Here is a 20809-nt window from a genome sequence, read left to right as displayed (position 1 = left end):
GGCGCACTTTCCCACAGGAATAAACGCCTGCGGGTGTTCCAGAACAGACCAGAATGAGCACATGAAGCTAGTCCTTCTCCAATTAGGACGAGTGGATTTTTATTTGTCCTGATGGTCAGCCCCCCAGCCGAGGGCGCATTCGAACCTGAGATCATAAAAGCATCAGGCTTCAGAACTGGATGATAGCGGGAGAAGAACTTTGGCATCGTTCGTAATGCTCGCGAACCGCAGTCGTAAGACGATTAAAATAGCTTACAAATGTCGGAACAGCCATCAGATGACGCGGCATAACAAGCACCATTTCCTGCATCTTACGCCCTATATCATAAAAGTTCACGGCATCATGGATGCGTTGCGGCAAGTTGCTATGATGGGTCATGCTGATGTGACATGTCGCAAGCTGTGCTACGACGACCTCGATCGCACTGACGTGCAAATCACAGGAAAAATATGGTCGCGCACTCGGAAGCATTGCGTGATACCAATCATCACTGGTCTCCCGCCATTCATGTTGAGCTTCGACCAAAACCCGCTTTCTCAACGGTTTGGGAAGAACCTCCGGCAATGCATCGGATTCGATAATCCGTTTAACCAGCGCTTGGTTTACACTTTTGGGAACAGCCCAAAGTATCCGGTCATCGTATAGAAATTCTCGTTTTAGCGACTGCGTTTCTCGCAGAGATCCCGTCATTCTCATAAGGCCAACACTTGCTTTTCGGACAGCCATAAAGTCCAGCATAGTCTTACTCGATGCGGAAAAATGAACAGAAAAATCCGCGATATTCGGATCTATTTCAGCCGCGTCAGCGGCCAACCCCAGCACAACGCCCGAATGAGACGGGATGGTGACAAACGTCATCTTGTAGGCGTTTTTTCCGAAATGTTCCGCGTGAATCTGCTGTCCGACTTCCAGTTCCGACAACACACGTCGCGCTGTCTCGGCCCAAAGCTCTCCGGCGCCGGTCAGAAGCGTATGGCGAGTTCGATCCCGATTGATCAACTCCGCCCCGAGAGTGCTTTCCATCTTGGCAAGCTGTGCTGATATGGTCGGCTGGGTCAGCCCCATAACCTGCGCAGCCTTTCGTATGGACCCAGCACAGATGATTCCGTGCAGCACCTCCAACTGTCGAATTGTGATTGTTGTGGAATAGCTCATCAAACGGCCCCCATCTTCGCAAACTATGCCTGAACGCATTTGCGGGCCGGTATCCTGGAAATCTTGCGAAAAAATGCACAGGATGTATGCCACGACCCACACTGAGCTAGGCGTATTCAATCCCCAGAGCGTTGCATTTCTCTGAGCGAGGTACTGTTTCCTTGCGCATTGGTGTTGTGAAAGCAGATCGCCGCTTCCGTCCGATTGGACACACCTAATTTGGTCATGATCCGATGGATGTGGAGTTTGATTGTATGCGCCGACACCGACAGGTCATTCGCGATAGCCTTATTGGGCCTACCTGCAGCCACGAGGCTGAGAACTTCGCGCTCTCGCGGTGTCAAAATTTCCATTCGGCACGCACTTGCTTCGCTTTCAGGGAGGCTCTGTGGCTGATGCGGATGTTTGACTATCTCTGCACGGATGTTCTGAATGTCGCTCTCATGCGCGATGCCGTTAAAAATGGACGCCGGAAGATAGTTTGCACCGCAATCAATCAGGCGTATCAGTTGAATCCAAGCCGTGAGGTTCAAATTCATGGGCAGCAAGCTCATCTCAGCCGATGCAATCTCATTGACCCAGCGCTCAGCAAGTCGCATGGCACCCGTCATATCGCGCACTCCAAATGCGATGCGAACTCCGTTTCTCAGGCGCAACTCGCTCATCGCACGGGACATGAATTCCTCTGCCTGACGCTCATCGACGATCAGGAGACGCGTGGCTTGTCGTTCTGGTGGTGTTTGGTTGGAATACACAAGTTGCCACGTCGCGACATCGTTAAAGAGTTTCGCTTCGACGCCCTGAAATTCATTCTCAATGGTGCGAAGGACCACCTCTGAAAACAGTCGTCGAGTGCCTATGAACGTAAATATAGCAGCGTGTGTTGCACTCGTTGCAATGTCTTCATTTGACGAGTGCCCCTCCGGTCCCCTCGGATGACGCATTGATTGTCTCCCCACTAAAGCTCACATAAAACACTATTTATCGACCTGTATTTTTTCCCCACCCTGGAAAATAACGCAAATCTGATAGATGTTAATCTATACTCGAAAATTGTTTTTTTGACCTACTGGCTAAAAAGACAAGTCCCTCGGAAGTAAGGGGATGAATTTGTTCTTTGTGCAATTCCGAAGGGAACTTCGCAAAATGCCTTTGGTTCTCAATGTAGAGGAGGGCTTGCCGAAATCACCCTATGCACGCGGCAGAGATCTGCAAAGGACACACTGCCTTCGGCTTGCTTCAGACTGCTCATGATTTGCGCGTCTCTGTATTTCGAATTTTTCATCAGAATCTCCTCTTTCATCATTCGAGAAAATTCTACTTTCACACCTGATGTTCGGGGGGATTGTGTGTAGTCAAAACACGAAATGTGCGAGGATTCTCCCAATTGTCTTAAAAAACATTCTCACACCATATCTACATGCTTTAATTGAAAATAGTTAATGCTTTTGCTTTATAGTCTGTGGGCGGTGTGGGGAAACGAACTAAAGACACAAAAGCTTATCCGCTCTACGAATTACCTTTTAAAAACTATTCGAGGGAAATTATGCTCTTTACTGCCTATGCTGTTGTTGGGGTGAGCATTGGAATTATAGTCTCTATTGCTGTGCTTGTTTTCGGTGGCGGGCTATGGGCCATGTTCGTAGGTTATGTCGCAGGTGGGGTGGGGGGGGCGTCTTTCTCCTCGCAGCTTGGATTTATCTCAAAGCACCTGAAGCAGAAGAAGTAATCGTAAAAGAAGAATATGATTCATGAGCACGCCCCTACGGTAAATGTTGACGGCAGTGGGGTTGCCATAAAAGAAAGGGCGGTAAGCTGTAGCTTTCCGCCCTTTTGTTTTGTTCTCAGGTTAGCTCATGCGAAAAGCCAAAGGATATGCATTCTTTCTTGCTTTCTTCCTTTGCATAAAGAAATCTAAAGGCCTACTTTGTTCGAAAGGATCGAAAATTGCCCGAAGAGCGTGAAAAGCTGGCGAACTTGAACCTGAAGATCACCGAAGATGAACGCTGGGACTTCAAGGAGTTCTGCGTTCGGAACCGGATGAGCCAGGTTGATGGGTTTCGATTGGCATTCAGGCTCATGAAAGAGCATTTCGACTCCAAAGACGAACAGGCTTGAGGCGCCAGGCGCTGATTTACGAAGGACGAAGACATTGATCGAGACGCAGGCAAAGAACACGTCCCTGGCTGATTTCATTTGGAAAAACGCGGATGATCTCTGGGGCAACTTCAAACACGTCGAGTTTGGCAAGATTATTCTGCCTTTCACCCTTCTGCGTCGTCTGGAATGCGTGCTCGATCCGACCCGTGAGCAGGTGCAGGAAACCGTAAAGTCCTTGAAGGACAGCGGGATCGACATGGACGTGATCCTTCGTCAGCAGACGGGTTTTCCCTTCTACAACACCTCAAACTACTCTCTGGCCAGCCTTGGCGCCACGCGCACCCGCCAGAACCTCGAGGATTACATCGCGCAGTTCTCGGAGAATGCACGCGTGATCTTCGAGCAGTTCGATTTCGCCAACACCCTTGCCCGCATGGACAAGGCCGGTGTGCTCTACAAGATCTGCCAGAACTTCGCGGCCATCGATTTGCATCCCAAGGCTGTCCCTGAGCGCGTGATGTCCAACGCCTATGAACACCTGATCCGCCGCTTCGGTGCCGAGGTGAACGAGGCCGCCGAGGACTTCATGACACCCCGCGATGTGGTTCATCTTGCGATCGAACTCCTCCTTGATCCCGATGATCAGCTCTTCATCGACAACCCTGGCCTGATCCGCACCCTTTACGACCCCACTTGTGGCACCGGTGGCTTTCTGTCTGATGGCATGGAGCATGTCCGCAGCTTGCAGGACCGTTATTCCATCGCACCAGTTATCGTGCCCTACGGTCAGGAGCTTGAGCCCGAAACCCATGCGGTCTGCCTTGCCGGTATGCTTCTGAAGACGTTGGAAACCGATCCGGGGCGCGATCTTTCCAAGAACATCAAGCTAGGCAGCACCCTTTCGGCCGATAAGCACCGCGACGAGAAGTTCCATTACTGTGTGTCGAACCCGCCCTTCGGCAAGAAGTGGGAGATGGATCAGGCCGACGTGACCCGCGAGCATGCAGAACAGGGTTTCGAGGGGCGCTTCGGCCCCAAGCTCCCACGCGTCTCGGACGGCTCAATGCTGTTCCTGCTCCATCTCCTCTCCAAGCTTGAAGACCCCTCCAAGGGGGGCGGTAGAGCCGCCATCGTCCTCTCCGGTTCTCCGCTCTTCAACGGCAATGCCGGCCAGGGTGAATCCGAGATCCGCCGCCACCTGCTGGAACAGGACGTGGTCGAGGCAATCATTGCCCTGCCGACCGAAATTTTCTTCCGCACAGGTATCGGCACCTACATCTGGATTCTGTCGAACAAGAAGCCTGAACATCGTAAGGGCAAGGTTCAGCTGATCAATGCGACCGAACTCTATGAACCCATGCGCAAGTCGGAGGGCAACAAGCGCCGCCGCGTAGGGGAGAACCAGACCTCCGATATCGTGCAGATGTATTCCGAATTCGAACCGACCAAGGAAAGCTTGATCTGTGAGAGCACCGATTTCGGGTATCGCCGCATCAAAGTTCTGCGCCCCCTGCGCAAGAAGATGGTTATCTCGGAAGAGGGCGTCGCAGCCCTTGCAGAAGAGAAGGCATGGGAGAAGCGTTCCAAGGACCAGCAGGCCGCATGGCTGGCGCTCTTCCGTGACAATATGGACCGGATGGAAGGCTGGAACTGGATGGAGAGCTTTGCCAAGAACTCGGCCAAGAAGGATGAAGGCTTGGGCAAGGTCGATGCGGCGCTGATCAAGGCATTCCGCAAGGCCTTTGGGGTTTACGATCCTGAGTATGATCCGGTCACCGACAAGAAGGGCCAAATCGTCGCTGACGATGACCTGACTGATTTCGAGAATGTGCCGCTGGGCACCGACATCCTCGATTACCTTGCCGCCGAGGTGCTGCCCCATGCCGAGGATGCCTATATCGACGAGACCTTCCGCGATGAGACGGACGGCGGCATTGGTGTGGTGGGCTATGAGATCAACTTCAACCGCTATTTCTATGAATACCAGCCGCCGCGGGATCTGGAAAATATCGACGCCGAGCTGAAGGCGGTGGAGGCCGAGATTGCGGGGATGCTGGCGGAGGTGACAGCATGAACGACATGGCTGTGATCTCCAGCGACAGATTGCCGGCAGGTTGGAAACGCGTCCCGCTCAAGCACAATCTCCGCCGGCTCTCAGATAAGTTTCCCAAAGGCGGCAAAGTTATGGCCCTTGAGAACATCGAAAGTTGGACGGGCCGTGAAATCAAGACGGCATCTACCTTCGAAGGTGATGGGGTTGCCTTCAAAAAAGGTGACATCTTATTTGGTAAACTTCGCCCCTACTTGGCTAAGGTTCACCTTACTGAAACGGATGGGGAAGCGGTTGGAGATCTTTGGGCACTTCGCCACCAAGAACATGTTGATCCATGCTTTGCGGCGTATCAATTGCTGGAACCGGGTTTCATTGATCGTGTGAATGGCTCTACGACAGGTGCAAAGATGCCAAGGGCGGAATGGGGCTTTGTCGGATCAATCAAAGTGCCAACTCCACCCCTCGAAGAACAAACCGCCATCGCGACCTTCCTTGACCGCGAGACCGCGCGGATTGATGGGCTGATCGAGAAGAAGGGCCGATTCATCGAGCTTCTGAAAGAAAAGCGCGCCGCCTTGATTACTCATGCGGTGACCAAGGGGATTGATGTCGATGTGCTGATGAAGGACTCGGGTGTCGAGTGGATTGGGCAGGTTCCGTCCCATTGGGATGTGAGGCGTATCGCTGCGCTCTTCCGCGAAGCTTTCCGCGCGCCCGATCCCAGCCTTCCTGTTCTTTCAGTCTCCATCCACGATGGCGTCACCGATGGAGAGCTTTCTGATGAAGAGCGTGACCGCAAGGTGGCACTGAGCGAAGACCGAACCAAATACCAGGGCGTGGCGCCTGGTGATCTGGTCTACAATATGATGCGTGCGTGGCAGGGTGCCTTTGGCGCAGTTCAGGTCGATGGCCTTGTCAGCCCCGCATATGTCGTGGCCCATCCAATCGCAGAGTTCCGCACGAAGTTCATTGAGCATATTCTGCACACAAAATCAGCATCTGAGGAAATCCGTCGGTTCTCGCGTGGTATCGCAGATTTCCGGATGAGGCTCTATTGGGATCACTTCCGGAACCTGCGTGTTTGCTTGCCCTCGCTGGAAGAGCAAGACGCAATCCTCGCCCACATCGACCGCGAGACCACCCGCATCGAGGGCCTGATCTCCACCACCAACCGCAGCATCGAGCTTCTCAAAGAGAAACGCTCGGCCCTGATCACTGCAGCCGTGACCGGCAAGATTGACGTAAGGAGCGCGGCATGAGCGACCTGCACCACGAAAAACACCTCGAAGCCTACATCATCGAGAAACTCGCCGCCCAAGGCTGGCTGGTGGGGGATAGCACGGGATACGATCCCGACTACGCGCTCTACCCCGAAGATCTCGAGGCATGGCTGAAGGCCACCCAAGGGCCGAAGTGGGACAAGCTTGCCGCCATGAATGGCGAGAAGACCCGCGAAGTGGTGATGAAACGCCTCGAGGCCGCGCTGGACAAGGACGGCATGATGCACGTCCTGCGCCGAGGCTTCAACATCGCCGGCTGCGGGCACCTGGATCTGTCTGAGGCCGCGCCCGAGGATCAGCGCAACGCCGATGTGCTCCACCGCTACGCCTCCAATCGCCTGCGCGTGGTGCCGCAACTGAAATACCATCCTGGCCGCGAACTGGCGATCGATCTGGGGTTCTTCCTCAATGGCCTGCCGTTGGCCACGGTGGAACTGAAGACCGACTTCACCCAGTCTGTCGAACATGCCAAGAACCAGTATCGCAATGACCGCCTGCCGGTCGATCCGATCTCGAAACGCAAGTACCCTCTGTTGACCTTCAAACGCGGCGCCGTGGTGCATTTCGCCATGTCGGACAGCGAAATCTGGATGACGACCAAGCTGGCCGGCGAGAACACCTTCTTCCTGCCCTTCAATCAGGGCTACGACGGCCACGGAGGTAACCCGCCCCGCGAAGATGGCGAATACCCCGTCGCCTATTTTTGGGAATACATGTGCCGTCCTGACAACTTCCTGCGGATCTTCCACAGCTTCGTCTATGTGGAGAAGAAGAACGTGGTCGACCTGAAGGGCAACTGGACCGTCAAGGAAACACTAATCTTCCCGCGGTATCACCAGTTTGACGCTGTGAACGAGATGATCTCGGACGCCAAGGATAAAGGACCCGGACAGGCTTACCTGTGTGAACACAGCGCAGGGTCGGGGAAGACTTCGACCATCGCCTGGACGGCGCATGATCTGGTCAGGCTGCGCAGGGATGACGGCACACCGATTTTCGATACGGCCATTATCGTGACGGACCGCAACGTGCTCGACGGGCAGCTACAGGATGCGGTGCAGCAGATCGATCACCAGAAGGGGCTGATTGCCGCCATCGACCGGGAGACCTCCTCGAAGTCGAAGAGTGATCAATTGACCGAGGCGATGACCAAGGGCACACCCATCATCGTTGTGACGATCCAGACCTTCCCTTTCGCGATGGAAGCGATCCTGACCGAGAAGTCGCTGAAGGATAAGAACTTCGCGGTGATCATCGACGAGGCGCATACCTCGCAGACCGGGAACACGGCCTCCAAACTTCAGGCGACGCTCGCACTGTCGTCGAAGAAAGACATGTCAAACATGACGATTGAGGAGATCCTTGCGGAAATCCAAAGCTCGCGGAAGCGCCCTGCCAACGTCTCGCATTTTGCGTTTACTGCCACGCCGAAGCATTCGACGATGATGCTCTTCGGCCGACCGGCAGACCCAACAAAGCCGGCATCCGATGACAACCTTCCTGTCTCTTTCCACAAATACGAGATGCGCCAGGCTATCGATGAGGGGTTCATCCTCGATGTGCTGAAGGGGTATATTCCCTACAAGACGGCCTTCAATCTCGGTCAGGAAATGGTCGAGGAGAGGCGCGTGGATGGCAAGGCAGCCAAACGCGCTCTCGCCGCCTGGATGGCGCTCCATCCGACGAACGTGACACAGAAGGTGCAGTTCATCATGGAGCATTTCTCGAAGAACGTGGCTCACCGTCTGGATGGCAAAGCCAAGGCCATGGTGGTGACAAGCTCTCGTGCTGCCGCTGTGCGCTACAAGAAGGCCTTTGACGTCTTTATCGAGGCCAACCCCGCCTATAAGGAGATCCGCGCCCTGGTGGCTTTTTCCGGCAAGCTGACGGGCAAGGAGGTCATGCACCCGAATGATGATCTGCTTCAGGACGATGTCTTCTCTGTCGATGAGGATGTGGAGTTCTCCGAGGGCAACATGAACCCGGGGACCGGCGGCCAGGATCTGCGCATCGCCTTCGATCGCCCGGAATACCGAGTGATGCTCGTGGCCAACAAATTCCAGACCGGTTTCGACCAACCAAAGCTGGTGGCGATGTATGTCGACAAGAAAATCGCGAACGCAGTTGAGATCGTTCAGACCCTTTCCCGACTGAACAGGACGTTCCCTGGCAAGGATCAGGTTTTCATCATCGACTTCGTGAATGATCCGGGTAGCATCCAGGCTGCCTTTGCCCAGTATGACAGCGGCGCCAGGATCGAGCAGGTTCAGGATCTGAATGTCATCTACGACATCAAGGACAAACTGGATGAACAGGGGGTCTACGATGATGGGCATGTGCTGAACTTCATGAGAGCACGATACGAAACGGCCGCATCCCTGAATGCGGGCGGGGACAATGAGCATAAAGCCATGTTCGCAGCGACCCAGGAGCCGACAGATACTTTCAACGACCGCCTGAAAAGCCTGCGCGGTGTGGCTCAGGACGCAGAGGACGCCTTTGAAAAAGCGCGTCTGGTCGGCGATGATGACCGCATGAAAAAGGCCGATCACGACCGGCGCCAAATCGCCGAGGCGATCGGTCAGATGATGGAGTTCAAGAAGGGGCTCGGCAGGTTCGCCAGAACCTATTCCTACATTGCCCAATTGATCGACCTCGGCGATCCGGATCTGGAGAATTTCGCATCCTTCGCCAAGCTTCTGGAAAACCGTCTCAACGGTATACCGCCAGAGAACGTTGATCTCCGGGGCATCACCCTAACGGGTTATGATATCAAAACCCGTCCGCCTGAAGAAGCCAACGGAGATGACAACGGTGAAATTGGGGATGACAAGACCACCCTGAAGCCTGAAAGCGCCGGTGGCTCCGCGTCACCGGGCTCCGTTCCGGTCTACATACAGGAAATCATCTCCAAGCTGAACAGCATCTTTGGAGAGGCGACTCCCCTCAGCGACCAGGTCAATTTCGTAAACCAGATCGCCACGATTGCGAGGGAGAATCCGGTGGTCATGGCCCAGGTTGAGCGAAACGACAAAACCGGCGCGATGAAGGGCCACCTTCCTGGTGCCGTCGAAACCGCTGTCGCGCGCGCCATGTCATCCCATGCCGCCCTCGCGACCTTGTTGCTCAAGTCTGATCGTCAGAGCCTCGAGCTTCTGACTCCTGTGATCTACGATCTCTTGAAGCAGGGTGGACGGATTGAGCTTGGACAATGACTAATATGGCTACAGGAACTGGTGACGCGACCTTAATGAGTGATCGTTCAAAGAGTTTGATCGAAATGTATTCGAAGTTTCGACAAGAGTTCGATGCGCTGCCTATGCGAGGGCGCTATATGCCGTATGATTGGTATACCTTGCCAGAGGCGATGAGCGCGACATTGATGCCATATACCCAGATGCTTCATGAGCAAGCTCGAGAAATTTCAAATATAATTAATGATCTGACGAATAATGTACTCCGACTTCGCGCTTGGCATGAAGTCACAAGAGAAATGGACAATCAGGAGAAAGTGAACGCGGTACATGAGTTCATTGGAAATCTGGGCACAGTTTCTCTTGGACAGCCCTATGCGATCAAGTCTCGATTTGCCTATTCCGTGGGACACCTGTCTCATCAAGCGAATAGGGTGAAGGATGGCTCGAACTGGATTGATGATCTCCCGGAGGAGAACCTTAATCTCAATGACATCGAATCCAGTGGAAAACCTTGGAAGAAGTACCGGAAGGCCAAGCTAAAAATCGAACGTATCGCCGATCGTCAATTTAAGAGTGACACTGACGATTTCCGTAATGCGTACAATAATCGGTTCTCTGTCCACCTCCTGATTGGGCAATCTGGGAGTGTGAAGCGGAACGTCGAGTTTGATGGCCGCATTTACGATTATGCTTACGGAGAGAGCGAACCACTTGAATTGGCCCATATCGCAGACCTCCTTCAAATCGAATGCGAGAAGTGCTATGACGCATTCGAAGCGTATCAAGCTCTAATTGATGAGCAGATCACGAGGATCACGGAGGCTTCTTCATAACATGAAATTCCGACCTCTTGGTCAAACCAGTGAAAAGAGGTCTCGTTCATAAACGAGACCTTTTGCCAGTCCCAGACGCATGGCGGGACTTTTCCCGTCGGCGCCGGTTACCATGTAGTTGTAGTAAAAGCGCAGGATGTTGATGATCTTCACGACCATGTTGGGATCGTAGAAAGCGTATGCATACCAGGTACGTCGCCGGTTCGAGCCTGTCTGCATCCCACGGTCAAACCCTGCGACGCGGCGTCGGACAACAGCAAAATAGGCATCAACTGGATGAATGGAGGCCCTGCATAGGATCTGTGCCAATTCGATACGCGTATGCTGTCCAAGATCGGTCCACAGCTTGATTTTCTTGTTGGGCTCGCCTTGGGTGTGAAAAGGCCAGGGCATTCCATCTTCCATGAGACGCTTTCCGCGTTCTTCTTGATCAAGGCTATCCTCCTGGGCTGCCTCATTTGACGGGTCCAAGTTGATTGTTAGTGCATTGTCGGCCTCTGGGCCAAGGGGATAACGGCCTCAGGTGCTGGCGGGCGATAGCCCAGGGCACTGTGAGGCCTCTTGGTATTGTAGTGCTTCCTCCATTCTTCGATGATGATTTGCGCTTCTCTTAGCGAGTAAAAGATTTCCCCGTTGAGCAGTTCATCTCTCATCCGCCCGTTGAAACTTTCACAGTATCCGTTCTCCCAAGGGCTGCCTGGCTCGATGTAGGCGGTCTGCGAACCGACAGCTCCGATCCAGTTTCTGACGGCCAGAGCGACGAACTCAGGCCCGTCGCCCATTGGGCTCGGACCAATGGCGCCATCAATGGGCAACTCCGAGCGAATGAAGGCCGGCGCGCCCCGCAAGATGAAGAGATCTGTCAGAACATCTATGACGTCTGTCGAGTTCAGCTTGCGTTTCACCTTGATCGCCAAACATTCGCGGCTGAATTCATCGATGACATTCAGCGTGCGGAAGGCCTTGCCGTCATCGGTTCGGCAATGCACGAAATCATAGCTCCAAACGTGATTGCGATGTTCAGGTCGCAAGCGGACGCACGACCCATCGTTCAGCCAGAGCCGCCCTTTCTTTGTTTGTTTTGGCGGCACCTTCAGCCCCTCCCGTCGCCACAGCCGCTCGACACGACCATCACTGACAGACCATCCAGCCTCTCGGAGAAGCACGGCAACCCTGAGGAACACGCCTCTGTGTCGAACGGTGTTGCCCCAGCACCCGGCACACACGCCGTTCCGAAACGTTATGCCGGGAACGAACATGGTCGATGCAAGCACGACGACGGGCGGGGCTTAGAAGTTTCCCCGTGCAGCCTCAGTCAAGATGAGCTTGTCGAGCGTCAGATCTGACACAACCCGTCTTAACCGTTCGTTCTCTTTTTGCAGACGCTTCAGCTCCTTCAGTTGATCCACGCCCATTCCGCTATACTGCCTGCGCCAGCGGTAATAGGTTTGTTCAACAACGCCAATCTGTCTGATCGCATCCAGACGGGGCATCCCTTGCCCCATCAATACTTCAACTTGCCGTAACTTCGAGATAATCTCTTCCCGCTTCGGTCGCTTGTTTGCCATAGCTGGTCCTCCATTTCCTAAACATAGGGGTGGACCCGTTCAAATGGGGAGGCTCAAAATGGCAAGATGCTTGCCATCAGAGTTAAGTTAGATCATTGATGTCCACTCACCCTCACCAGAAATCGTGACCAAGTCTTGACGACATATTTTGTGCGGAGCCATGAGGTGTTTTCACTCATTCCCGAACCAATCCAATCGGTAGAGGCATCAAGCCGGACGCATCAACCTCTGGAATGTCGCGCAGCTGATCGAATGCTGCAACATGCTTTGCCATGGTTTTTGCGAGATCCGCACGGCCATGTGGCGGATTGACGATCATAGAACGAAGATCACGATCCAATTTCTGAGCCCATTCCAGAGAAACCGACCGGGGGTATGGGCCAGGGTTCCATGACAGCAATTTCGGGATTGGGTTTGTTTTCAGTTTCATCCCTGTGCTGACAACGATCTCCTGAAGGGCACGCCACTCAGCAGTCCATGGCAAGGCCAGATAATTCTGAATCTGCATGATACTCTTGCCATAAGTTTGCCCTTTCGCGGCAGAGCAAGGCCACTCAAAAGAGGCAATATCTACAGCACGAACATCATCAAGGGTTGCGTTTTCATCGAGCGGTAAATGCTCGGTTAAGATACCAAGTGCCAGTTTAATACTGCGATATGTTGTTGGTGCCGCACCCATCGTGGCGATGACAGTTTCAAACTCCCGATTTAAATTTCTCGGCAACCCGCCATGCCGCTGTTTGCGATGCCGTAAAGGCTGCAGATGTTCAAATCCGGTAATTTTTCGGAGATCATGCACGCTTTTATACACATGAGACAAACGGTCATGAGGACAACTCTCCCGCAACTCCTCCAACCAGGTCTGTGTGATGTCTTCTGGCGCAATGTCCCTTGTGATCGCCTCTCTGCGAATAAACCAAAGATGCTTGTATTCGTCAGTGATCAGAGCTGTCTTGGTAATCTTGGTATAAAGATCATCCCAAGCATCGACGACAGGATCTTTTGTTCGCGCCGGTGACTTTGGAATGGGCAATGAGCGCCGAATGCCGGTCGGAACAGGCGGCAACAATTCATCCGGGAGTACCCCTCGCAGGGCGTCCAACTGTTCGCAGCCCAGACGACATTGCGTTGGTGTAGATCGGCACCCACGATTTTTGTGATACTTGATGACTCTTCTCACCCAGTCTGGAGAGATTTCGGAAGGCATCAAACCGGCCGCACTGGCCGGCTTAGAGATGTTGAATAACGCGTTTGTCGGAAAGCGGGCAGTTCTCGCCATTTTTCGGAGATCTGCCCACGCCTGCTCAACTTCCGTGAGCCGGTAATCGCGACCTCCAATGCAATGCATAACCTCATTGATATAGACGCGTAGCGTTTGGGGCTTGATTGGAGGAACGTCAACTTCCGTTGGATCTGGCAAATCCGGGACTGATTTGCGCATGTCTTCCAGGGAATCGCTCACGCCATTCAGAAGGCCCCCTTCGGCAGCAAGGCGATGTACATAATCAAATGCGTTGAGTTCATTCTTGCGTTTGATCAAAGTACGCGCCAAAGCGATTTCTGGTGCCATCGCCACAAAGCTGCAATGATCACGTAAAGCCAGTAGGGCTGCTGGCTTCCGTTCCGGCAAAAGTCCGGTCTTTGCGACCAATTCATTGTCATACAGCTGTCGGAATGCATTCAATGCCCCACGAAAACGAATTCTCTGTGCTCCTCTGAGAGGTGCATAAGCCTTTCTAATAATCTCATCATCCACGTGCCACGGCTCTGTTTTCGAGGGAAGAAACTTAGGCAGATCATGTAAACTCGCCATTGTCCTGTTGAAGCCAAGACGTGCAGCGCGTCTCAACGAAGCCCAGGGATCACTATCCGAGTTACCGGGATCAGCCATCATCTGCGCATCCAGAATAACTCTGCGCCAAGCCTGATAGTGTGTTGCGCCGTTCCAATGGCCGCGAAGATCGACCTTGTCAGGCGGATATGCCCTGGCGAAATCAGGTGCGGCGAGATTGAGCGCCTCTACAGGTACCCCTTCTTTCTTCGCCAGAAGTTCAATAGCGATAATTGTGGTGAAGCGCGTTTCGTCTCTGACTGATAACGCATTTTCGGTCAGATGAGCGTAGATTTCAGAGATCTGCATTGCGGCTATCCTGTTGGTCTGTGAGCGCACGGATCTGCCGGATGAGATCATCGGGCATGAGTGCTTCCCGCCGATCACTGGCAGCAGCCTGCACACGCTGCACCGCCACCTGACGCACGCGTTTCGCCTGATATTTTTTTGCGGTTTCTGGTGATGTTTGCTGCGCCATGACCATCGCGTCGCGTGTGCCCGTTTCGCCGCGCTGAATGGCCTGATCAGTGTGAAGCATGGTCCGCGTCGTCGTAAACGAAGTGCCGGCGAAGGTCTTGAATAGGCGAGGAATGTAGGTCGGGCTGGTGTATTTCCCTTCATTGCGCTTAATCAGGGGCTCATGTCTCTGCACGGCGAGAGTTCTCAGCTCAGGTAGATGGCGCGCATCGTGATCTCCCTGAACCACCGCGTCGATGTAACGGGCGAACTCAGGCTCTAGTGGGACCACGAGGTGGTCGGTGTTGCGCGATCTTGTCTTTTTGATCGCGGTGTCGATCACCCATGTGTCCGCCTCCCAAACCAGTGTCTCCCCAAAGGTCAGGCGGGCATCGGCATTGCGAAGGGGCACAATGCTGAAAAGACCGAGAACTGCGCCTGCATTCCGCAAAAGATATCGGCGAGTAGGACTGGCCTCAAATCTCGCACGCAGCAGGAGAGCATCCGCCTTTTCCAACAGGCCGAGAGTTGTGTTTCCGGTGTCGAGCAAAGCCTGAAACTTCAGCGCATCTTGCCCCTTTTCGTAGAGGGAGTATCGGGTCAAACGTTTGCTGAGATACTTTGTGTCTTCGTCAGAGACGAGCCCGCTGTACCGGGCAAAACGGTGCAGCTCTTCCACCGTGGCGCGCATGGTTGCCCAACGGATGCCGTGCGGCCTTTGACGCAGGCGCCCTTCAAGATCGGTGAGATACTGGGTCACGATGTCTTCCGAAATGGCCGGTTCAAATCCTGCTTCACGGGCCGACCATGTGAACTGACACAGCTTTTCACACATGCGGTGCAGGATGTCTGGGGCAGGCGCGGCCGTTTTCTTTCCGGGAAAGCCGTGTGCAGCACGGCGCAATACCTCTTGCCATACATAAGGAAGTTCCCACGGATGCACCGAGACTTTCCGAGATCGGGCGTCTGGTTTGTAGTGGCAGGGGGCCCAATCAACGGACTGGTCCTCAGTTACAGGGGCGGGCTCCAGAGCTGGCTTTGGAAGCAGTGCCGCCGCAGCAGCAATATTGTTCAGTTCCGATGGCAGAATGACTTCGAATGCCGCGCAGAGATGAGACAACCACAGGTGCGGTGCAGCCGGATGCGAAATCTGAGCCCATTGAGCATAGTCGCAGGCGGTTGGCTGTTCTGCTCCGTGAGCAATTGCCTGCTTCCAAACCTGATCTGCCGCCATCAATGCAGGCAAAGGGAGATCAAAAACGTCTTCGATGTGCAGAAAATGCTTCCACATCGGTTGTGAGAGGATTTGATGCCGCTTCATGCTTTTGCCCCTCGGGTTTGCAGGATTTCGGAACGGCGACGAGCCGTATCTTTCTGCACGTTCAACACTGACTGTTTCGCGTTGATCCAGGCATAGTTGCGCTGGACGACAGCGACTGAGTCTCCGAGGATTTTTGCAAGATCTTCCATCGACCTGCGGCCTTCGTTGATGTCGATCGAACAGTAACCGTGGCGATAATTATGGGAATTCATTGGCAGGCCGATTGCACCGGAAGCCTCTGCAAGCCAGATGTAAAAGGTACCTGCAACGAACCCATCGTTTGAGGTGACGGCCTTCTCAAGTGGTGGGAAAAGCGCGTGTGTTTTGTCCCCCTCGGGGAACAAGGGCCGGATTTCTCTCAAGTAGAATTTGATGATCTCGACAGCATGGTCTCCGGCGCCCCGTTTCTCGATCGTGATCGGCTCGAGTTCTTCGCCACGTTCAGAGAGAAACCGTCCGTTTTTGAGCTCCTCGTTCGGGAACTTGATAATCACGTTGGGAGTTCGCCCGCCGAGATGCAGATGCATTGTTTTGTTGGGGCCGGTGTGCCGGAGTGAGAGCATGTTTTGCCGCCGAAATGGCGCACCCTCCAGAGCAATCGCAGCGTATGCTGCCATCATACCGAACATTCGAACCTGCCGGATCACAGATTTGGCGAAGGAGCGCTCCTTGTCGGGCAGGGTGGCCAACACGGCCGGCTTTGAAATGGTCTTCAGGTCTAAGCCATGTTGTTTCGCGGCGGCGAGGATTTCGAGAGCACGACGATAGTATTCGAGATGCTGAATCTGAAAGAGGGCCGTTTTCCTAGGATCATGCAGGAGGGATTGACACCATTTCTTGACCTTCGGGCTCATCGTTTTGCCCGCTGATCGGCCCGCGACCAAATATGGAAGGACCTTCGTAAGTCCCCGGACATAGGCACCGGCATCGGGCAGTCCATTCCGGTGCAGAAGACTCCCAAGGTCTGCAGCATATCCAGCGAGTGTTCGCGTCTTAAGACCCGCATTTCTGCCCCACGCTGCCAAGACGCAGTCGACATTATTTTCGGAGAACAGATGCTTCAGATCGACCTCGTTCGAGAGGTTCGGGAACAACTCAAGGAGGGTCTGGATATAGAGTGAGGTCGCGGCACTATATGTTGCACGCGTCGAGGCAGAAAGCGCTACCGCCATATGTGCGTGGCGCGGATCATCAACTTGTTCTCGTGCGGCGATCTCAACCCAATTAGTGATGGCGTTTTGAAGTGGCTCTGGGAGTGTCGAGATGCGGCCAGCTGGTTTCACGACCGGGTTCACGGAGTAGGGGGGCAAGAGAGGGCGGAAATGTTCAATATCGCGTAGGCTGTCCAAAGCCTTCAGACCGTTTCTCAGGCTTTTACGCTGCGCGATAGAGGCAGACGACAGCCAAGTCTCGGCCCGGCTCAACGTCAAACTCGAAGGGGAGATATCGCCAGCTCGGCAGCGGTCGACCAAAGTCGTGAGTGCAATGCGATTTTGTTTTCGGAAAAATCCGGCGGCGACCAGAAGGTCCACATGCCGTAACAACTCAGCCCAATCATCGTTGCGTGCTTTCCGCTCAAGTTTAGTGACCTTCGCCCCGGTTACAGCTTCAATGAGGCGGCGGCCTGCACGGTGCTGTTGTTTGTAGGTCTCCTCTGAAATTCCTGCGGCGTGAATAAGAGCCTGAAGTGCAGGCATGCTGCCACGCAACTTCGGGACGGACTTTTCATACTCCGTTAATACCGCCGGAAAATGATCGAAATCCGGACCTTCGAAACCATGGATCGCAAAAGCGGACTTCGCTTTGCGGATATCTTGTTTCTGGCTTGTGCTGCCATGCGTTTCAACATGTACAACGGTCTCTTGCATCGTCGGAGTTTTCGAGGTTCTTTCAGTCATAGGTAGTTCCATAAGGTATTGGCGTTACGAGGACTTTCAGGCGTTATCGGGAAGGTCGTAACGAATAGTCCTAAATTTCCCCGCACCGGAAATTCAGGACCGTTCGTTACAAATGGCATTGGCGGGATACCTTGGCGTTATCGGAGCAAATCGCCGCAAATACGTTACGAGAGATGGGCTGTGATGCAGTTTTGGGCGCCGGACCGGTAGTTATTGTCGGTATGAACGGGATCGGTTCATTCCGCAGATATGCGTCGATTTGTGCTGGGACCCAGCGCCGGCCTCTGGCCGCCGCCTGTCTGTGATCCGTGTGAGTCAATTCGATAGGTGCGGGAAGAGTAAGCCGTTTTTCGCAAATCGCGGCATTGATCGCTGAAACGCTCAGTCCTGTGTACGCAGCTACCCAGGTGGATTTTTGCAGTGGGTAGAGCAAAGGTTCCAGATCCTCTGCATGACGCACTGTGACACCGAGGATTTGTCTCATCACGTCGTGAACTGAATAGCGATGGTTCTTTGCAGAACCGGACAGTTCGCGGATGCCAAAGCCTTCGATCAGACGAGGAATCGAGTTTTTGCCAAGCTGTGCCCAGGCGGCAAGTTCACCTGTTGACATGACAGAAGAGGTGCGCAGCACAATTGGATTAAGGGATGCGATAAAGGCGGTCATTTTGCTGGCCTCAAATTTAATAGGTTGCTACCTAAGTATCCGTGAGCTATCTGCCTTCAAGAAGTTTTTTCAATATGGAAGCGCAGAATTGTATGGATTTCGGTCCTTTTGTTGCTTGCTGTGCTGAGGAATGGTAGGTAGCAACCAAAGTATTTCCTGAGCGAATTTCTTGATTTCGGTGCAGTAGAGAAGCTCTAATGACGTCAAACACTGAAGCCCCCGAATTTAATCAGGTTCGCGTTCAACGCGGTCGGGATATTTACGATCTGTGTTCAGCAATCTCGAAAGAGAGCATGAAGCGGCGACAGGCCAAGCTTGGTTCGATTGGTTTGACGGCCGGAATGGCAGGTTTTATTCGAGTTGTTGGTGATCGAGAGGATCTGACACTGTCAGATGTTGCCAAGGCGCTCCGTGTTGAGACGGCCACTCTGAGTTCTCTGGCCGTTCGGATGGAGCGAGATGGCCTTCTCATCAGGCAGCCCTCTCCAAAAGACAAACGCGCAATGCTTCTGCGTCTCACGCCGCGTGCGCGAGAGCTTGGTCAGCAGGCAGAACAGATTGCAAACGTGGAGATGGCTGATGTGACGTATGGATTGTCCGAGATTGAACAAAAGCAACTCGTCAAGTCTCTTGAACAGGTCCTTCAGAATTTGGATGAATTCTCAATGTGAAGAAAGACAGGAATGCTTGGTTTGACATTTCTTAAAAATCGCAAACCTTCGGCCACGCACGTCTTATTTGATTAAGCACCCGATCTAAATAGAATTGCCGGACACGCTGTAACTTTGTGCCGATCTGATTTTCCGGGAAAGTCGGCAGTGCGGGACGGAGCTGCCGTTTGCCGCAAGTCCGCATAGCCGATTTCGGTTTCCATTTCGACTTGGAAGGGGAGATTATCGATCGACACACGGCGGAAATGTCAGAAGGCATAACGGGCGGGTGCAGTGCGTACGGTCGCGCCCGCTCATTGGCGCAATAGCCTGATCCTACCACCTTTCTCACTCAATGGCACTACAGGTTGATCTTTTTGCAAATCGGTGAAAATTTCAGCAAAAATTCCCGTAGAGGCATCGCATGCATATTCTGAGATCACTCGGCCCGGCTGTGGCCCGCGTACCAGCCAGAGAGGCGCTACGCGCGGGGCTTGGTGCGCTCATTGGGTTGGCGTTGACTGGTTTGTTCCTCTTGTCGCCCGCTGTTGATCTGGACCTTGGCCTCTATCTCGTCGCGCCCTTCGGTGCGTCCTCGGTCCTGCTTTTCGCCGTACCAAACAGTCCTCTGGCGCAGCCGTGGTCTGCCATTGTCGGCAACACAGTTGCGGCCCTCGTCGGGGTTGCAGTCTGCCTTCTCGTGACGGACCCCGCCTTGCGCATCGCCCTTGCCGTCGGGCTGGCCATCACGGCGACCATCCTGTGTCGTGCTATCCATCCGCCCGCCGGAGCCGTAGCCATGACCGCAGCCATGTCCCCTGACGCCATCGCGCACCTGGGGTTCTGGTTCGCCCTGACACCGATCGCGGTTGGGACAATATCGCTGGTCCTGCTGGCAACCGTCTATGCCCGACTGACAGGGCGCCACTACCCGTTCCGGCAGTTCGATGACCCAAGCAGCCACGGCACACGAGATCGCAATCCGATGGAACGTCTCGGGCTTTCGGAAGAGGAGCTAACAGGTATCCTTGAACGCTATCGGCAATCATTCAACCTCGGCGTCGAGGATCTTGCCCGACTGATCGGAGCCGCCGAGCTTCAGGCCGCAGCACAGTCTTCGGGGCCGTTGACCGCGCAGGATATCATGTCGCGCAACCTCGTCACCGTCTCCCCTGAAACCCCACTTGGCGAGATCGCCGATCTGTTCCGGCAGCATCGTTTCACATCTCTGCCGGTCGTCGGGACGGAACAGACCTTCCAGGGTGTCATCTTCCAGATGCACCTTATCAGCCAGGCCCGCGATGATGCCTTGCGCCTCGACCGAGGCTTTGGCGCAGCCTTCCGCCGATTGCTGGACAAGGGGCGGGAGAAACCCGTGACGGCCGCTGACATCATGAGCGTCGCCGGGCCGCGCGCCACCACCGGCACCCCGATCGGGGCGTTGCTGCCGATGATGGCGGAGGGAGATACAGACGCCGTTCCGGTGCTCGAGTACGGAAAGATCGTTGGCATTGTCACGCGGACCGACCTGGTTGTGGCACTGGCCCGGAGTGCGGCGCGCGCGAAGTCCGAATGACGGATCTGCTTACAGGGTCAATAAAGTAGCCTCTTCTTGATCCGCGGGCTCAATGTTGTAGGCCACTCGAGCGGTCCCACTGTGCCGGGGTGAGTTGACCTTGTCGCCGATATCGACATCATCTCCGCGACGACCATGTCCGACAGGCCCACCAATCAAGAGAACTACAGGGGAAGCATGAGCGACCGCCCTACCTTTGATGACATCCAGCGAGAGCAAGAGA

Annotated in this window: 14 protein-coding genes and 1 pseudogene; 7 read left to right on the top strand and 8 right to left on the bottom strand. The window is 54.1% G+C overall.

The annotated features are described in order from the left end of the window. Nucleotides 1-169: 169 nt before the first annotated feature. Complete coding sequence (locus ACN0X0_RS00200) at nucleotides 170-1156, bottom strand: LysR family transcriptional regulator (protein WP_417277516.1); 987 nt, start codon at nucleotides 1154-1156, stop codon at nucleotides 170-172. Nucleotides 1157-1272: 116 nt separating this feature from the next. After that, complete coding sequence (locus ACN0X0_RS00195; protein ID WP_417277515.1) at nucleotides 1273-1989, bottom strand: response regulator transcription factor; 717 nt, start codon at nucleotides 1987-1989, stop codon at nucleotides 1273-1275. A 1114-nt stretch (nucleotides 1990-3103) separates the two neighbouring features. Here ACN0X0_RS00195 and ACN0X0_RS00190 point away from each other — a divergent pair. From ACN0X0_RS00190 to ACN0X0_RS00170, 5 genes are read left to right on the top strand one after another with little or no spacing between them, the layout of a single operon-like run. Continuing rightward, on the top strand, nucleotides 3104-3274 hold the full coding sequence (locus ACN0X0_RS00190) for a hypothetical protein (RefSeq protein WP_417277514.1): 171 nt from the start codon (nucleotides 3104-3106) through the stop codon (nucleotides 3272-3274). Nucleotides 3275-3308: 34 nt separating this feature from the next. Continuing rightward, a complete protein-coding gene (locus tag ACN0X0_RS00185) occupies nucleotides 3309-5330 on the top strand; it encodes a type I restriction-modification system subunit M (RefSeq protein WP_417277513.1) in 2022 nt (673 codons plus the stop codon). Continuing rightward, nucleotides 5327-6568, top strand: coding sequence for a restriction endonuclease subunit S (locus ACN0X0_RS00180; protein WP_417277512.1), 1242 nt, complete (start codon nucleotides 5327-5329; stop codon nucleotides 6566-6568). The genes ACN0X0_RS00185 and ACN0X0_RS00180 overlap by 4 nt, the downstream gene beginning before the upstream one ends. After that, nucleotides 6565-9804: a type I restriction endonuclease subunit R gene (locus ACN0X0_RS00175; protein WP_417277511.1), complete on the top strand. Its 3240-nt coding sequence runs from the start codon at nucleotides 6565-6567 to the stop codon at nucleotides 9802-9804. Before ACN0X0_RS00180 ends, ACN0X0_RS00175 begins: the two co-directional genes overlap by 4 nt. After that, nucleotides 9801-10619, top strand: a complete 819-nt coding sequence (locus ACN0X0_RS00170) for a hypothetical protein (RefSeq protein ID WP_417277510.1) — start codon at nucleotides 9801-9803, stop codon at nucleotides 10617-10619. The genes ACN0X0_RS00175 and ACN0X0_RS00170 overlap by 4 nt, the downstream gene beginning before the upstream one ends. Before the next feature lie 21 nt (nucleotides 10620-10640). On the opposite strand, the gene ACN0X0_RS00165 is transcribed toward ACN0X0_RS00170, so the two are convergent. The 6 genes and pseudogenes from ACN0X0_RS00165 to ACN0X0_RS00140 all read right to left on the bottom strand — a co-directional run bounded on the left by ACN0X0_RS00165 (nucleotide 10641) and on the right by ACN0X0_RS00140 (nucleotide 18360). Next, nucleotides 10641-11024 (bottom strand): hypothetical protein, encoded by a 384-nt coding sequence (locus tag ACN0X0_RS00165; RefSeq protein WP_417277509.1) that lies wholly within the window; start codon nucleotides 11022-11024, stop codon nucleotides 10641-10643. 74 nt (nucleotides 11025-11098) lie between these two features. Further along, nucleotides 11099-12187: pseudogene (locus ACN0X0_RS00160) on the bottom strand (IS3 family transposase). A 175-nt stretch (nucleotides 12188-12362) separates the two neighbouring features. Next, entirely contained in the window at nucleotides 12363-14327 is a 1965-nt protein-coding gene (locus ACN0X0_RS00155) for a hypothetical protein (RefSeq protein ID WP_417277508.1), read from the bottom strand. Then, nucleotides 14314-15795, bottom strand: a complete 1482-nt coding sequence (locus tag ACN0X0_RS00150) for a hypothetical protein (RefSeq protein WP_417277507.1) — start codon at nucleotides 15793-15795, stop codon at nucleotides 14314-14316. The genes ACN0X0_RS00155 and ACN0X0_RS00150 overlap by 14 nt, the downstream gene beginning before the upstream one ends. Further along, on the bottom strand, nucleotides 15792-17693 hold the full coding sequence (locus ACN0X0_RS00145) for a hypothetical protein (protein WP_417277506.1): 1902 nt from the start codon (nucleotides 17691-17693) through the stop codon (nucleotides 15792-15794). Before ACN0X0_RS00145 ends, ACN0X0_RS00150 begins: the two co-directional genes overlap by 4 nt. A gap of 106 nt (nucleotides 17694-17799) precedes the next feature. Then, nucleotides 17800-18360 carry a hypothetical protein gene (locus ACN0X0_RS00140; RefSeq protein ID WP_417277505.1) on the bottom strand — a complete coding sequence of 187 codons (561 nt, stop codon included), beginning with the start codon at nucleotides 18358-18360 and terminating at the stop codon, nucleotides 17800-17802. 197 nt (nucleotides 18361-18557) lie between these two features. Between ACN0X0_RS00140 and ACN0X0_RS00135 the strand changes: the two genes are divergently transcribed. Both ACN0X0_RS00135 and ACN0X0_RS00130 read left to right on the top strand, forming a co-directional pair. Continuing rightward, nucleotides 18558-19031 carry a MarR family winged helix-turn-helix transcriptional regulator gene (locus ACN0X0_RS00135; protein ID WP_417277504.1) on the top strand — a complete coding sequence of 158 codons (474 nt, stop codon included), beginning with the start codon at nucleotides 18558-18560 and terminating at the stop codon, nucleotides 19029-19031. A gap of 403 nt (nucleotides 19032-19434) precedes the next feature. Beyond that, a complete protein-coding gene (locus ACN0X0_RS00130) occupies nucleotides 19435-20586 on the top strand; it encodes an HPP family protein (RefSeq protein ID WP_417277503.1) in 1152 nt (383 codons plus the stop codon). Nucleotides 20587-20809 lie beyond the last annotated feature (223 nt).

This window comes from Celeribacter sp. (genome assembly GCF_048270365.1).
In the GTDB taxonomy this organism is placed as follows: Bacteria; Pseudomonadota; Alphaproteobacteria; order Rhodobacterales; family Rhodobacteraceae; genus Celeribacter.
The sequence above is the reverse complement of the archived record's forward strand: the minus strand, read 5'-3'. Positions and strand labels throughout refer to the sequence as shown.